General features: G+C 31.8%; 18 protein-coding genes and 1 pseudogene. 7 read left to right on the top strand and 12 right to left on the bottom strand.

Features of this window, described 5'->3' with window-relative positions:
- Position 1 precedes the first annotated feature (1 nt).
- Positions 2-1,444 carry a hypothetical protein gene (locus M0Q20_RS06245; RefSeq protein ID WP_295059406.1) on the top strand — a complete coding sequence of 481 codons (1,443 nt, stop codon included), beginning with the start codon at positions 2-4 and terminating at the stop codon, positions 1,442-1,444.
- Positions 1,445-1,646: 202 nt separating this feature from the next.
- Here the strand turns inward: M0Q20_RS06245 and M0Q20_RS06240 are convergent, their stop codons facing one another.
- A complete protein-coding gene (locus M0Q20_RS06240; protein WP_295059403.1) occupies positions 1,647-2,210 on the bottom strand; it encodes a recombinase family protein in 564 nt (187 codons plus the stop codon).
- A 67-nt stretch (positions 2,211-2,277) separates the two neighbouring features.
- Here M0Q20_RS06240 and M0Q20_RS06235 point away from each other — a divergent pair, with 67 nt between their 5' ends.
- The 4 genes from M0Q20_RS06235 (at position 2,278) to M0Q20_RS06220 (ending at position 4,712) form a co-directional block, all read left to right on the top strand.
- Positions 2,278-2,571, top strand: coding sequence for a type II toxin-antitoxin system RelE/ParE family toxin (locus tag M0Q20_RS06235; protein ID WP_295059400.1), 294 nt, complete (start codon positions 2,278-2,280; stop codon positions 2,569-2,571).
- Positions 2,572-2,583: 12 nt separating this feature from the next.
- Positions 2,584-2,883, top strand: a complete 300-nt coding sequence (locus M0Q20_RS06230; protein WP_295059397.1) for a HigA family addiction module antitoxin — start codon at positions 2,584-2,586, stop codon at positions 2,881-2,883.
- Between the two features lie 12 nt (positions 2,884-2,895).
- Positions 2,896-3,105 (top strand): hypothetical protein, encoded by a 210-nt coding sequence (locus M0Q20_RS06225; protein WP_295059395.1) that lies wholly within the window; start codon positions 2,896-2,898, stop codon positions 3,103-3,105.
- Positions 3,106-3,269: 164 nt separating this feature from the next.
- Positions 3,270-4,712 carry a PcfJ domain-containing protein gene (locus tag M0Q20_RS06220; protein ID WP_295059392.1) on the top strand — a complete coding sequence of 481 codons (1,443 nt, stop codon included), beginning with the start codon at positions 3,270-3,272 and terminating at the stop codon, positions 4,710-4,712.
- On the opposite strand, the gene M0Q20_RS06215 is transcribed toward M0Q20_RS06220, so the two are convergent.
- From M0Q20_RS06215 to M0Q20_RS06165, 11 genes are all read right to left on the bottom strand, one after another.
- Positions 4,675-5,703 carry a hypothetical protein gene (locus tag M0Q20_RS06215; RefSeq protein WP_295059389.1) on the bottom strand — a complete coding sequence of 343 codons (1,029 nt, stop codon included), beginning with the start codon at positions 5,701-5,703 and terminating at the stop codon, positions 4,675-4,677. The two genes, M0Q20_RS06220 and M0Q20_RS06215, sit on opposite strands and share 38 nt — an antisense overlap.
- Positions 5,704-5,741: 38 nt before the next feature.
- Entirely contained in the window at positions 5,742-6,758 is a 1,017-nt protein-coding gene (locus M0Q20_RS06210; RefSeq protein ID WP_295059386.1) for a hypothetical protein, read from the bottom strand.
- 21 nt (positions 6,759-6,779) lie between these two features.
- Positions 6,780-8,060: a hypothetical protein gene (locus M0Q20_RS06205; protein WP_295059384.1), complete on the bottom strand. Its 1,281-nt coding sequence runs from the start codon at positions 8,058-8,060 to the stop codon at positions 6,780-6,782.
- A gap of 12 nt (positions 8,061-8,072) precedes the next feature.
- Positions 8,073-9,767 carry a hypothetical protein gene (locus M0Q20_RS06200; RefSeq protein ID WP_295059381.1) on the bottom strand — a complete coding sequence of 565 codons (1,695 nt, stop codon included), beginning with the start codon at positions 9,765-9,767 and terminating at the stop codon, positions 8,073-8,075.
- Positions 9,768-9,788: 21 nt separating this feature from the next.
- A complete protein-coding gene (locus M0Q20_RS06195) occupies positions 9,789-10,046 on the bottom strand; it encodes a hypothetical protein (protein WP_295059378.1) in 258 nt (85 codons plus the stop codon).
- Positions 10,040-10,744: a hypothetical protein gene (locus tag M0Q20_RS06190; RefSeq protein WP_295059376.1), complete on the bottom strand. Its 705-nt coding sequence runs from the start codon at positions 10,742-10,744 to the stop codon at positions 10,040-10,042. The genes M0Q20_RS06195 and M0Q20_RS06190 overlap by 7 nt, the downstream gene beginning before the upstream one ends.
- Positions 10,728-11,567, bottom strand: a complete 840-nt coding sequence (locus M0Q20_RS06185; RefSeq protein ID WP_295059374.1) for a hypothetical protein — start codon at positions 11,565-11,567, stop codon at positions 10,728-10,730. The genes M0Q20_RS06190 and M0Q20_RS06185 overlap by 17 nt, the downstream gene beginning before the upstream one ends.
- 4 nt (positions 11,568-11,571) lie before the next feature.
- The gene (locus M0Q20_RS06180) at positions 11,572-12,147 is read right to left on the bottom strand and encodes a hypothetical protein (RefSeq protein ID WP_295059371.1); all 576 of its coding nucleotides are present in this window, start codon (positions 12,145-12,147) and stop codon (positions 11,572-11,574) included.
- 66 nt (positions 12,148-12,213) lie between these two features.
- On the bottom strand, positions 12,214-12,366 hold the full coding sequence (locus M0Q20_RS06175) for a hypothetical protein (RefSeq protein ID WP_295059368.1): 153 nt from the start codon (positions 12,364-12,366) through the stop codon (positions 12,214-12,216).
- A 171-nt stretch (positions 12,367-12,537) separates the two neighbouring features.
- Positions 12,538-12,873, bottom strand: coding sequence for a hypothetical protein (locus M0Q20_RS06170; protein ID WP_295059367.1), 336 nt, complete (start codon positions 12,871-12,873; stop codon positions 12,538-12,540).
- Between the two features lie 418 nt (positions 12,874-13,291).
- A complete protein-coding gene (locus M0Q20_RS06165) occupies positions 13,292-13,447 on the bottom strand; it encodes a hypothetical protein (protein WP_295059364.1) in 156 nt (51 codons plus the stop codon).
- A gap of 366 nt (positions 13,448-13,813) precedes the next feature.
- Between M0Q20_RS06165 and M0Q20_RS06160 the strand changes: the two genes are divergently transcribed.
- Positions 13,814-13,954, top strand: a complete 141-nt coding sequence (locus M0Q20_RS06160) for a hypothetical protein (RefSeq protein ID WP_295059362.1) — start codon at positions 13,814-13,816, stop codon at positions 13,952-13,954.
- A gap of 173 nt (positions 13,955-14,127) precedes the next feature.
- Positions 14,128-14,455, top strand: a pseudogene (locus tag M0Q20_RS06155) (Fic family protein); the annotation flags it as partial.

The following is a 14,455-nucleotide window of genomic DNA, read 5'->3' as shown; positions in this document are numbered from 1 at the left end:
ATTGGTAAGTTGTAAGGCTGATAAAAACATCACTGCAATCTGGCACATATATTCTAATCAAAATAAGTGGGATACAGTTCAACTTTCTGAAGTTAAGGCGCTGGCTATTAGTAAAGGGTTGATAGTGGAGAGTGTCGAGGACGTTGAGTTTGGTTTTATGCCGAGGCAGAAAGGTGTATTGCTCAAAACCGACTTAGGAACTGCATTATACCCAAGAGAAAAATTAGAAAATTTGGACTTATATCAAAAAAACATTGAGCCTACCGAGAATTTAGAAAATTTTTGGCACTCTGTAGATTGGTTCCTTCCTGCGTTTATTAGTCGAAATCAAATCTTTGAGCCGATAAAAGTCTGCGGTATAGAAATTCTGAATCATTCAAATTATCCTAAGAAAATCCTTCAAAAACGCTTTGATAGCGCTTTAAGTTCAATATACAACTTCAGTAATATAATACCTATCACGGAAGATACGCTAAGAAAATCGAAGACTGTTTCTAAACACGTTCCCTTAATTAGAGAGTCAATTCTTTCTTTTTATAGTGGTATGAAAATTGTTGCTGTAGCTGGTTTAATACCTATTGTCGAAAATATTATCTCTAACATAATCGGAGAAAATACGGGTCAGTTAACAATCATTGATAAAGTTAACAAGTGCGTAGATAAAGCTAGAGACAATGTAATTAATATTCATTTTAATCATGCGCAATGGACTCCAAAAGAATATTTAGAACCAAGTGTGTTGAAGGTTACTAATGAAAGGGTCTTTATTCTTGAGACTATTAGAAACTGGTTACTTACAAGCTTCTATAGTTCAACGGCTGAATATGACAACCATTCTGGTTTTAATCGTCATATTTTTGCGCATGCAAAATCAGATCTATGGCAAAACGAGACTAATTTCTTTCGAGCTCTAGGCGTTATACAAGCGATGGCTTTCGTTGAGTGTTTTGCAGTTGAGGAAAGCAAAGTGAGTTTATTTGGTCCTGCGCATGATGAAAACTCGGAAGCCCTTAGGCAAGAAGTTTTTGCATGCATGAACTATCAACTAATAAAGCAACAACTCCTAACGATGCAAAAGAGCGAGAAAGGCTTACCATTTAACCCTACTAGTTCTGGTGACGGATGGCTGATAAGAGCTTCGATCTTGTCAGAAAAGATGGACAAAGAAGTTATTCCTCGGTTAAGAGAAAATGGATGGGATTGTGATTATATATCTGATCCTATAAAAGATGGCGAATATATAACAGTACATGCTAGAAAAGAAGAAAAGATCCTAAAAGTTGCGCTTTTATTTTCCTGTGCTTCTAGTAATAAACTGTATAAAAAATTGGAAATTGATCATGAATATATATTATATCAGGGGTCTCAATATAAACAGGCTAGTTTTGCCCGTGGAATAAAAGCTGAAGTACGTTCCTTGAGTGCTTGGATTGCACCTCATTAATTGCCTAACGAAAGCTTTAAACGGAATCAAAACACTGGGTTAGGTTTCGGTTCTGATCCACTGATCTGTCAACAAAAAATAGGACATAAAACTCTACTCAATCTATTCCTTAACCTCTTATTTTTGGAGCAATTTTTTATAACAAAAATCTTGTTCCATAGAGACTTGAATTTTTAAACAGTTCAAAAGTAGCCTTTTTAGGCTACTTTTTTTGAGCTACATCTTTAATAGCTCTGTAGATTGTGTTACGAGCTACATGGAAAAAGTTTGACAACCAAATAACTGACTTTCCTTTCTCATGTTGTTTGTATATGACTTTTTTTTCTTTGTACGAAAGTATCGCTTTTCTACCAAATTTAACTCCTTTGAGTTTAGCGGCTGCAATACCTTCTCTGACGCGTTCATTTATTAGATCTCGTTCAAACTCTGCAATAGCGCCTAGCATTGTAAATAATAGTCTTCCTGCTGGAGATGTAGTATCTATATTTTGATTTAGAACTTTAAGGTTTACATCTTTATTTTCCAAATACTTTGCAAACTCGTGTAAATCTATTACAGAACGAGCTAAACGATCAAGTTTTGTGACAAATAGTACATCACCTTCACGTACAAAATTCTTCATTATTTTGAATTGTTCACGATCAGATGCATTTTTACCTGATCTTTTTTCAGAGAAGATCTTTTCACACCCAGCAGCTTTAAGCTGTTCTATCTGATTTTCAAGACTTTGACTTGAAGTTGAAACTCTTGCATATCCTACGTTCATAGTAAATCCTTTTTATAATTTTAGATGTATTTAGCATGACATCCGTGATATTATGATATAATGTCATATGATTGTTTCTTTTAAAGATGTAGTAACAGAAGATATTTTTAACGGTATTACCAGTAAGCAGGCAATGAAACGGTTGCCAAATAAACTATGGAAGATAGCTGCAAGAAAACTTGATCAACTTGACTCTGTAGTAATATTAGATGAACTAAAAGTTCCTCCTGGAAACCACTTAGAGAAACTAATTGGTGACAGGAATGATCAATACAGTATTCGTATTAACCAACAATATCGAATCTGTTTTATATGGACTAAAGGTGGTCCAGACAAAGTTGAAATAATAGATTATCATTAAGAAGGAGAAAAGATGCGTATTCCAACTCATAGAGAACCAACACATCCAGGTGAAATGCTTTTAGAAGAGTTTTTAGAGCCTATGAACTTAACACAACGTATGCTTGCTGATGCGATACATGTTCCTTACCAACGTATTAATGAAATCGTTAATATGAAACGTGGGGTTACTCCTAGTACAGCTCTAAGACTTGCAAAATATTTTGGAGTAAGTGAAGACTTTTGGCTAAACCTTCAAACACGCTGGGATATTTATCGTTCTAAGAAAGCTGAAGCTGAAGAACTTGAAAATATTAAGCCACTGGCTTCTTAAGCTAAAGAAAATATGATTAAATTTAATAAAAAAGCTATGCAAAAATTTAATCAGATTCCTGATGATATAAAATCAAAAACACTCTCAAATGTATATTGTTCTGCTTGCAAAGGTACTACAACAATTGTTGACTTTGTAGCAACAGTAGATAGGAACGATTTAGTTCTTACTGGTAAATGTAATAAGTGTTCTGGTGAAGTAATCAGATTAATTGAAAGATAGTTATTAAATATATCATTCAAAGAATTGCTCCAAAAAGAACAGGTTGAGTAACATTTATTAAATAATACCAATAGACAATACTTCTAAAGTAAGATGAAGCCAAACACTATGAAGAAGTTTTTGCTAAAATATTGATAAAGAAATAAATATATAGCAATGGAACTATGAGAGAAGATATTACACCATCTTGGCTTTTGAATACAAATCAAAACGACCATATGAGTCTATTCGTAGATGATGAGATAGCATCTGCAAATTTTACGAGGGTCTATTCATGTAAATGTGGTTTTGATGAGATTGTAGCTGGTGATGTTATCCATAAAGAGTATTCATGTCCCCGTTGTCATAACAGTTTATTTTTTGATGTTGAGGATATAAAAAAAGATTTTGAGTCATTTATGCTCAATCAGTATCACGGTCAACTCATCAAGTTAAATTTCAAGTTTCACACAAAAGTTGCACTTCATAACAATAAAATTGAAGCCCTTGCTGTAATTAAAATCCCAAGCAATGTCAATTTCCTTGAAAAAAAAGTGATAAAACAAGATTTGGTAATACTTACTACTCCCTATACTCCAAAACCTCTAGTGCTAGAACCTTCACCACTGCGAAAAATAAAAAGAGAACTTCAAAAACTCTCAGTCCAAAAAAGATTATTTGAACCATATATCGACATGAAACTAAGCTCACTTCCAAGTAGAAGAGAGAAACAGTTTGAGTTTACCCTTAGTCACTATAATCTTAAAAATTTTGAATTTATGAAATGGACTCACACCCATCATCTCACAAAGAGTAAATACACAATCGAAACAGCACTTTTAGAATTAGTAAATGATAAACAATTCAAATCTGTTAAAATTGCTCTCTTTGAAAACTATGCCTACCAATTGAAAAATAATAAAACATTTAATCCAAATTTTGTCCACATGGCGACATCAAAGTTTTCTAATGTAAATCATATTGTTTCTCTATTGGCTTTGAAGATAAACTTTGAAATGTTTGATGATGAACCATTACTTTTCAAATTTATAGATTTCATGCTATTGCGATATACCGAAAAACAAGTAACACACTATTTTATGAAGTTAGAATTATCGAATCATCAATATATTTTAAGAGATACTCTGTTGACTTTTAAAAGAATTAGAGAATCGTTAAGCCAAGATACTTCAAAAGTAAAATGCTCCCCAAATCCTATCCATAAGCAATTTGTTCAATTGTCCCTTGCCATTCAATACAAAAGCCAAGCAATAAACTATTTTGAGTACGCAGCCTTGCAACTATCGCATCAAGTAAAAATGGGTGCATACAATGTGAACCTTCCAAAAAATAACTTTGAGCTTTTTGAATGGGCAAATGAGTTACAAAATTGTTTGGCAGGATATGAAGATAAAATCGCTTCCCATAAGACAACAATATATGGATTTTTTATGCAATCAAATCTTATTTTTGCCGTTGAAATACAAATGGGTGCTATCATCCAAGCCCACAGGAAATACAATCTTCCAATAAAACCAGAGCAGAGAAAGATTCTTAATCTTTGGCTAAAAGAGTCTAAAGAAAGAGTTGCTATGGCAAAACAAGTGCAAGAACATTTTTCAAATTAACAATCATCTCATCTAGCCTATCTGCCATCTCTTTTGATTGTGGGTATTGTCTAATCTTCTCTAAAGCTTCAAGCTTATAATAATCTACTTCAATAATATCGAGATATTTCAATGATTTTGCTATATCTTGTTTTGCTATGCTGCATACTATATCAACTGACAAATCAATTGTTTCATGTGGTAAATGCCCTAAGATAGGGTATGCTTCATTTATGCTATTTAAAATCTCTAAAGCTTTGAGAGGAAAAACATCGACGATAGAAAGTCCAACCTCTAAAATACACTCTACATATCTTTCAACCTCTTCATATATCTCATAATCTAATTCGATATTATTTATTATATTGTCTATCTTTTTTTCATCGTTATTGTGTGCATGGATAAAAGCTTCATATCCAAAAATATGCTTTTCTTCTAAAAAATCTAAAATATATTCTGAGAAATCTTTATCTGCAAAAGTTATTTTTTTGGCTATAGCATACAAATGATTTTTTGGTATCCCAAAATCTTGTGATGTGATATATAAATTGTGTTTTGCTACATAGTCCAATATAGCTTCATCTTTGATGTTATCTTTATATCTTGTACTCATATCAAGAGTATTTACTCTTATCTCTTGGCATCCATTGGCTATCAAAGCTTTTAAATCTTGTTCGCTTATCTGAAATTTATAATCAACAGTGATAATAAGCTTTTTAAGTGTCGGTATGTGAAATATCTCACTAGGAACTTCTTTTACATTTCTAGCCATTATCATAAGTTCAGTTAAGTGTGGCAAACTTGCTAACTCTTTTGGAATATCTTTTTCATAAGTATCCCCAAGAGGCAAAGTGAGTTTTTCAATACTCAAATACTCTTTTTCATCATCTGGCAATCCGACATATCCATCAAAGTCTTTGTAGTAGTCATTTTTAAGAGTTTCTATGTTTTTTATGGGATTTTCACTAGCCCAATGTTTTAATTTTTCTATCCAGACTTCGTTGTTAATCATTTTTAGATTTCCCTTTCTGATTATAATTATCCCGACTTTTATATTTTTATTATGACTATTTTCATATCTTTATAACGAAAGATGTTAGGTTTAATAATAGTTAGGTGCTGACCTATATCTAGGTCTATTACCTGGTCGGTCGCTATATATAAGGTTTTTCTTGTGTTGGGATAGTTACTTGCTGCTTTTAATATATTGGCTATCTCATCGGGCTCTTTCTTGTAATGAAGATGCTCCTGTATTGCTACGGGGTATTTGATGAAATAAATACCAAACATTGCAGCATAATTGATGTCAGATGCATAGTTGGTTAGCTTATCGTACACACTGCTTATATGGTGATGTTCCATCTTCATTTTATGCCAATTTTTACACTGAACCAGATTGATAGATTGACTATCGGGTGATATGACGATAAGGTCAACACCTCCATCGGCAACTCCTCTGATAAGCCCATTGTAGATGACAAAATCCCCTTTAGACTCAAACGCTTTACCGATTTCCTTTTCATAAGCATCACCCATCTCTTTTAGAGGATCAGCCTTATCGTTGTTGCTAGTGTATTGAGACTCATACGAACGCTCTTGTTGGATTGTTTTTTCTTTTTTTTCTTCTTGAAAATATAAATAGACGATTACTGCACTGATGACTCCAGTATGTGGCAATGCTGCTACTATACAGTATGGAGCAAGACAGCCTCCAAATATAAAAATCTGATTTATCAAAAGCACTATACCCCAAGTGATAAAAAAGAATTTTGCATTTATTGATAGATTGTTTTCTATATCTTTATTATATTTATATTTAGCAAGATTTGCCATCTTTTGCAGTTCAGTTTCAGCAAGTTTTTGCCATTCGATCTCACTATTAAATTCATACTCACCAATAGAAGCAGCAAGATTCAGTGTATGTTCTTCATAAAGTTCTTTAAGTCTTTCTAATTTAATCTTAGTATCATCAAAACCATATTTGCGTCTCATACGTTTTCGCCATTCGGTTTTTGAAAAAATTGTTTCACTCATTTTCCACCCTTTCTCTTTGTCATTATCATCCATTGGCACCTTTTTTGCATTGTTTTAAAAAATTTCATTCCAATAGTCCTCTTCTTCATTTTGACTTTTTTCTTTTTTGAGTGGTTGTGATTTTATAACTTTTGTAGTTTCAAGCGGCTCTTTCTCCTTCAAAACCTCTCTATCTTCCTCCTTAAGCCTCTCTTTCTCTGCTTCCAATCCACCTCTTAACTCTTCAAAATACGCATCCCAATCATCAAGCTCTGCTATAGTTTGATAAATATCATCCTCTTTTATCTCTTCTATTTCAGATTTTACAGCTTCAATGTTTTTGAGGTACTCTTTGATTTTTGCTCTTATGAGTTCTTTATCTTCTATGGTCTCACTCGATACTTCAAAGCTTGTGCCATTTTGGAGTGAATGGAGTATCTCTTTTACTTTTGATATATCTTTTTTGCTATAGGCATCATTGAGTTTTTGCATAAGCTCATGAGCTTTTTCTTTTAGCTCATCTGGTACTATGTCTGGGTGGCATAGTCTTGCTGCTTGCTTGTAGAGTGATTTTAGCTCTTTTTTCTCTTCATCATTGAGGGTTAGGGAATTTTCAATAGACTCTTTTATATGTTCATACTCACTCTCAAACTCTTCATAATGGCTCTTAACCTCTTCATACTCTTGCTCTACAGTTTCATCTTCTATAAACTCTTTTGCTTTTTCAAGCTCCTCTTCTTGAAGCTCTAGTTCATCTTCTAGCTTTTTAATCTCCACTTTGAGTTCGTGGTATGCTTGAGTGAGTTCTTCATAGTTTTCATCATCTTCATCTATGCTTTCAAGTGCATCTTCTAACTCTGCTATGGTAGATTTTAGCTCATCTATGGTCTCTTTTGACTCTTGGAAAGTTTGGATATCTTCTTGGTATTTTGCTTTTTGTTTTTGCTGTTTGATGGTTTTTTTGTAGAGTATTTCTTTTTTTAGGATGAGTATATCTTTGACAAGTTCCCCTAAGTGAAGATTGTACTCACGGTTGAACTCTTCGATGTCGTTTAGGTATTCTGTTTTTTGTTCTACTAGCTCTTGGAGTTTGGATTCTAACGATTTTAGTTCCAGCTTTAGCCCTTGTATTTCACTATCTACATACTCCACCACACCGCTATATTTTGATAGATAGGTTTCTATATCTCTTAAAGCTTTTGCATAGTTCATTTCTTCTAGTTTTTCAAGTATAGCTTTTATATCATTATCTATATCTAACTTTTGAAATTTCATGATTTGAAGCTCTATCACCTCTTCATCTTCTATGGCTATGCTAGATTTGATGATCTCTAGTCGTTTGAGTATTTGTGTCATTTGGTTTTGTTCCTAAAATATTTCGTCTTCGTCGATATCTATTTGTGGTATTGCATCATATTCGCCTATGTCTGTTTGCGGAGGTGGATTTTTGGCATACGGATTCGTACCACCTATATAGTCACTAAGCAATATCTCTTTTTTCTTTGCTTTATATACGGGATGGTCTTGCGGTACAGCCTCAGGCATCTCTTTACTATCATTTACAAAAGAGAAATATTCATAAGCCCCATCAGAGCAGTTATAATATCCATCTGGTGTCCAACAGAGCCATTCACCTTCTTTAAATGTTACATAAGAGCAAAGGAGCTTGTCACTACTTATCTCTCGTAGTTCGATTATTATATCTTGGATTATACTTACTCTATATTTTTTATCTGTAGTTATGTTTTCAGATTTTACCAAATCATCATATTCCTCAAATGTAAGTAACTCTTTACCGCTATTAATTTCCCATAGTTTGTTGTTTTCATCATAGCTAGCACAATATACTATATATTCCCCATCAGGAGTTATAGCTACGGAGAATACCCAACTCCCCTCAAATGTTCGCACCTTATTACCACTACTTATCTCCCATAGCTTGATAGTTCCATCATGACTTCCACTTACTATATATTTCCCATCTGGGGATATGACTACAGAATTCATTCGACAACTATGCCCTTTGAATATTTTGAGCTCCTTGCCACTACTTATGTCCCATAGTTTGATACCGTTATAATAGCTTTCACCACTTACTATAGTTTCCCCATTAGCAGATATAGCTACAGAAATTATATTGCCCCTATGACCTTTAAATGTTTGTAGCTCCTTACCACTACTTAACTCCCATAATTTGATAGTTTCATCAGAACTTCCACTAATTATATATTTTCCATCAGCAGATATTACTACTGAGTTTACACTACAACTATGCCCCTCAAATGTTCGCAAACATTTTCCACTACTTATTTCCCAAAGTTTGACTGTTTGATCCAAGCTTCCTGAGACGATATACTTCCCATCGGGGGATATAGTTACAGAGTTTACATAACTTTTATGCCACTTGAATGTTCTCACTTCCTTGTCCCTGCTCATTTTCCATAGTTTAATAGTTTTATCATCACTTCCGCTAACTATGTATTTTCCATCTGGAGACATGACTACTGAGGTTACTTTATCCTTATGCCTTTCAAAAGTTCGCACTTCTTTACCACTACTTATCTCCCATAATTTGATGGTTTTATCCCAACTTCCACTAACTATATATTGCCCATCAGGAGTTATGGCTACTGAAAGAACCCTATTACTATGCCCTTTAAATGTTCGTAGTTCCTTGCCACTATTGATTTCCCATAGTTTGATAGTTTTATCATAGCTTCCAGCACTTACGATGTATTTTCCACAGTGTGTAATAGCTACAGAACTTACACCGCCACTATGCCCTTCAAAAGTTCGGACATCTTTACCACTACTTATCTCCCACAATTTTATGGTTTTATCAGAGCTACCACTAACTACGAATTTCTCATTTTGGGTAATGGCTACGGAATTTACATTACCACTATGCCCTAAACCAGATGAAAATCTAAAGTTCTCAAAGCTCTCAATTAGCTCTTTACTTGGACGATTTGCTAGTAAACTATTTGTAATATTAAGTAAACTTTTTGATTTGGTTAGTGCTAGTTTTGCATTTTTGTTTGTGGTTGTGAGGTTGTTTTTCATTTTTTAAAGTTTCCTTTCCTTTCAAACATACATAATATTGAGGTTATCATATAGATTCACTCTACTAAAAATACTTATATTTGTAGTTATCTGTTCAATATATTGATTAATAAGCCTATACTTATAATCTATTTCATCTTGACTTGCAATATTTGGAGTTAGAAGACTATAAGATGTAAAATGCAAAAAAGCACTAGTCATCTCATAGTTTAACTTGTACTCTTCTTCTAGTCCAACTGCCTCTGCTTTTTTCTGCCAACTTCGAGTGTCTTTTAACATTTTTTGAAAAATCTGTGTGTGTGTTGGACTCTTTTACAAAAATAACTTTTAAACCATTGCTCTTTTGATAGCTGTTTTGCTTTTTCTAATTTTAAAGATTGAATTTCTTTCAATTTGTTTTCATATTCTTGTAAAGTGTCTTTTTCGAACATTACAGATAAAGCATCAAAACCATAATTATTAAGTTGATTCATAAAAATAGTTATGTCTTTTTGTGCTTCTTTTTTTAGTTGTTGAAATGTTTTTTCGTTTTCTTCCATAATTTTTTTTGTTGCTTGAAGTCTTTTTTCATTATCATTTGATTGTGTTGAATATTTTGATCTATTTTGTGTAGTCTGTACGGAATATTCTTCAGCATATTTTTTTAAAATTTCAATTTCATATTTAAGTCGTTGAATTATTAGATTAATTTTATTTTCTTGCTGATTATATATAGCAAAATATATCTTAACAAAGTAATTCTCTTCCTTGAGCAAAAGCTTAGTAATTATCAATGTTTCTAATATATATCTAGTTGTCGAAGCTAGTTTATGTAAATCATTATTGGTATTTAATAATTCATCGATAATATGGATTAGTTTATCAACCAGAGTTATTGATAAATCATATTGTATATGAGTTTCTTCAGAAGTTGCTAAAATGCTCTTGTTCTTTACTAATTTTGATTTCAATTCATTTAAACTATCTTTTTTTATCAAATCCGTCTCCTATAATATTATAAGCAAACATATTATATGTTTTGCCATCAGTTGGAAGTACTCTATTAAAATACTCTTTAAGCCATAAATATTTACTTCTTATTTTTAAATTTTTTTCTTTCAAGCCTTTATCAATAATCTGAGAATAAATCTTTACTGTTTCCATTTGATCTGATTTGGCTTCATCCAAGTTAGTTTCATTTCCTATAGATATCATCGGTGGTAAATCTTGTAGCGAAGCAATATAATTTACAAAATACCATCCATCAAAATCTTTAGAAACAATATTTAAATTATTATCGTTATGCATCAATACTATGTAACTAATAATATCATCACTAATAACATCTTCTGCAAATATTACTCTAGGGTAAATAGCAATCTCTTTTTCTAGCTTTGAAGCTTCTGCTATCCCTTTACCTAAAATAAGATTTTTACCTAAAAAAGTATATTTTGATGTAATAGCACCTCGCAAAAGCAATCCATACTTTCTAGCAAAAAAATGATAAACCTGCGAAATTGTCAGCGATAGTAAATAAATCATTGGACCAGATAAATTTTTCTTTGTGCAATTTCCATTGTATTTGATTGTTATCACAAATGTATCTGAAATCCAAGTGTAATCATATTGAATACCATTAAGCTCATCAGGTAAATTATATTTGTTCAAAAAAGAAATTTTTTCATATTTAAAATAGTTTATAACTTTTTCAAAATCTTGCATAAATTCTTGTGATTCTTTGTCATTAGTTATTTTATTTTCAATATGATTTGAAAATCCAAGTACATCTATAAATGCAGTATATTTTATTTCTTTTGGCATATTTTTATCCTTTTAAAAATTCTTGTTTTTCTTTAAAGTCATTTTTTATTAACTCTATAAAATTTTCTATCTTTTTTTGATTTTTAGTATAAAATCTCTTTTGTGCATCTAAGAGCAACTCCTCTTCCTCGGTAGTTGGTGACTCGTTATAATTGATTCTTCTGCTATCGCTAAGAGTCATAAATTCAGCTTCGTACAAGTCAAAAAGCTCTTGATATGCCGTATCTAATTTTTTGCTCATATAAAAAATATTTTCTTGCATCACATGAAATATTTGCCTTACAATAGGTACATATACAGAATAATCTGTTTCATATTGAATGATTTTTGCATGAGGAATTTGTAAACCAATTTGATGTTTTTGTTGATTATAATTGATTGCCAATAAATACAACTTCTGGTAAATTTCTATCTCTTTTGAAAATAACTCTTGCTGCTTATTTAGTGTGATTTTCTGTAAGATTTCTTTTTCTTTTAAAGATAATTCTTTTCCTCTAAGTATTGATGTAATTATCATTGTTGTAATTGGTGTTGCTATTGCTATTAAATTTATAATACCTTGTATATTTTCATCTATCATTTTGTTTTATCCTTTCTTTTTAAAATTCTAAATCCTACCAAACCAAACATCCATATTTTGTCTAAACTATTTTTTATCTTCAAGCTGTATATCTAAATTTCCATCAAGCGAGACCATCGCATCTTGAGTTTGTTGTAGGAGTATTTCTAAAAATATATCTACTATCTCATATTCACCTTTTTGTACTTTTTTGATGATTCCCATATTTTCTAGTGACACATGGGTGTTGTAGAGTGCTGCTGAGCCGATGTTTGATTTGATGTTGTTAGCAACAATCTTGATATCACTATCGTTCAGCGTTAAAGCCTACTCTTTCATAATCGAACCCATACCATGGATATTTCTTATTTTAGTTTTTTTATAAATAAATATCTATATGAGATCTTTTAATCAATCCCACATGCCAACATTTTTAAATTTTAATGAAAATTGATCACACTGAGGACATAAGCTGTTTTCACTACTAAGCTTTAAATCTTCCCAATTAAAAGAGGTTTCATCTAAGTTTTTCACAGCAAAAGTGTTATTATATGGAACAGTATCGCTACTCTTACAGTTGATACAAACAATTATCTCATCATACATATTTGCCATGAAAAGAGATTTACAGTTCTTACAATAATTTGGAAAATTATTCACTGTAGTATGACAATACATCCCTCCACCTAGCTTTATTTTTGGAGTTTTAAAACCACATTCGCAGTCTGCAACTACTTTACATCCCATAGATAAGTCCTTTTCATATCGATAGTTAATTGTATTACCTTTGCTTGGTATTTAAGTTGTAGTAATACTTTAAGCAATAAGATAACCTGATATAGCAACTAAACACAACATTATCCAATTACTCCTTAACAATAATTATGTCCAACTATTATTTGCTATTTATTTGTTGTTGTAACCAATTTTACTCAAAATGATAGACCTTTTAGCATCCTCAAAAGTAGAGAAAGAGTTGAGTTACTTGATGATTTAATTGAATCTGGATTTATTGTAAAACAGATTGAGGAAAATTCATACTACTATAAATTAGCGAGTTAGACAGTTAGACAGATACTCTCTGTATATAACTACACAAATATTATATATGGAGGGTGTGTCTAATTTGTTTAATTCACACCTGCTAACTTAGCATATAAAGTTCCTATGACTTAAATTTATTTTTGATATAGTCTATAACAAATAATAAACCTATAAATAAACCAAACACAAGTCCTATTAATACACCTGGGTCATCAAAACTTTTTGGATTTGTGGCTAATTCTTCAAGGTGAACTTCCATACCTGCATCTGCAAACAAGACTTAACAATATATATGTTCAACTATTACTTACTTTTGGCACACAAAGTACTCAAAAGAGTTTTCTGTGCTCCACAAAGTGTTCAAAAAGTTAAAACTGCAAAGTTCCATAAACCTTAAGGGATTATGGAGCAAAACAAGTGACTTTCAAATCAGACATTTAAAGCTTCATCTAATCTTTCTTTAAAAAATATAGCCTGCTGTAAAAGTGTTAAATTTCAATTCCAAATAGACATTCTCCAATATGCACATAATCAAAATAATGCTTTATTTTTACCTTTTAATGTTCATTAGATTGCTATGTATTTTTACTAATAAAAGTACTCTAAAACTTCCAATAGAAGTGTTATAGCCTCAATGAATGATATGAAAAAACAGATTGGGAGTTATTTGGAAAGAGATGATGATATTTGCCAAATAAATAAAAAACTGAATAGAACTCCTTATAAAGCTATTGGCTATAAGTATCCTGTAGAATTATTTAATGAAATGCTAAAAGCAAAATGATCTCATAATACATTTCGTAATTTATCTCGTAAAAAAGAGACTAATTAAATTTAGAACATCTTCTTAAATTCCTAAAAATTAGCACTATTAGCCATTATGTTCCTCATAATTTATCTCGTAAAAGTTGCAATAAAATAGAGAAAATAGATATAATGACATCAAGGATGGATAAAATGTTAATATCTCCAATTATGCCTTATGACCTAAAAGGGCAAATAAAACCAGAATTGTTAGAACTTGCAGAGAAGGTATGCATTGAAAGTGCAAAGATCGCAAGCGGATACAATCAACATGTTGTCAACGCTTTTCGAGATGTTTTACGTATCACTAACAGCTACTACTCAAATAGGATCGAAGCTGAGAGTACACACCCTATAGATATTGAAAAAGCTATGCTCAAACAGTTCTCTGAAGATTCAAAACAAAAGGCACTTCAAGAGCTTTCGGTTGCACATATCAAAACACAAAAGTTTGTTGAAAGCTATTCTATGCAGGATAGTG

Source organism: Sulfurimonas sp. (assembly GCF_023229025.1).
Classification (GTDB): Bacteria; Campylobacterota; Campylobacteria; order Campylobacterales; family Sulfurimonadaceae; genus Sulfurimonas.
Note: the sequence above shows the minus strand (reverse complement) of the source record. Positions and strands in the feature narration are given on the sequence as shown.

What these genes read in the sequence shown, in the direction of transcription:
- M0Q20_RS06240 (WP_295059403.1), bottom strand. Translation starts at nt 2,210, where the DNA reads ATGAACGTAGGATATGCAAGAGTTTCAACTTCAAGTCAAAGTCTTGAA.
- M0Q20_RS06235 (WP_295059400.1), top strand. Translation starts at nt 2,278, where the DNA reads ATGATTGTTTCTTTTAAAGATGTAGTAACAGAAGATATTTTTAACGGT.
- M0Q20_RS06230 (WP_295059397.1), top strand. Translation starts at nt 2,584, where the DNA reads ATGCGTATTCCAACTCATAGAGAACCAACACATCCAGGTGAAATGCTT.
- M0Q20_RS06225 (WP_295059395.1), top strand. Translation starts at nt 2,896, where the DNA reads ATGATTAAATTTAATAAAAAAGCTATGCAAAAATTTAATCAGATTCCT.
- M0Q20_RS06220 (WP_295059392.1), top strand. Translation starts at nt 3,270, where the DNA reads ATGAGAGAAGATATTACACCATCTTGGCTTTTGAATACAAATCAAAAC.
- M0Q20_RS06215 (WP_295059389.1), bottom strand. Translation starts at nt 5,703, where the DNA reads ATGATTAACAACGAAGTCTGGATAGAAAAATTAAAACATTGGGCTAGT.
- M0Q20_RS06210 (WP_295059386.1), bottom strand. Translation starts at nt 6,758, where the DNA reads ATGGATGATAATGACAAAGAGAAAGGGTGGAAAATGAGTGAAACAATT.
- M0Q20_RS06205 (WP_295059384.1), bottom strand. Translation starts at nt 8,060, where the DNA reads ATGACACAAATACTCAAACGACTAGAGATCATCAAATCTAGCATAGCC.
- M0Q20_RS06200 (WP_295059381.1), bottom strand. Translation starts at nt 9,767, where the DNA reads ATGAAAAACAACCTCACAACCACAAACAAAAATGCAAAACTAGCACTA.
- M0Q20_RS06195 (WP_295059378.1), bottom strand. Translation starts at nt 10,046, where the DNA reads ATGTTAAAAGACACTCGAAGTTGGCAGAAAAAAGCAGAGGCAGTTGGA.
- M0Q20_RS06185 (WP_295059374.1), bottom strand. Translation starts at nt 11,567, where the DNA reads ATGCCAAAAGAAATAAAATATACTGCATTTATAGATGTACTTGGATTT.
- M0Q20_RS06180 (WP_295059371.1), bottom strand. Translation starts at nt 12,147, where the DNA reads ATGATAGATGAAAATATACAAGGTATTATAAATTTAATAGCAATAGCA.
- M0Q20_RS06170 (WP_295059367.1), bottom strand. Translation starts at nt 12,873, where the DNA reads ATGGGATGTAAAGTAGTTGCAGACTGCGAATGTGGTTTTAAAACTCCA.
- M0Q20_RS06160 (WP_295059362.1), top strand. Translation starts at nt 13,814, where the DNA reads ATGAAAAAACAGATTGGGAGTTATTTGGAAAGAGATGATGATATTTGC.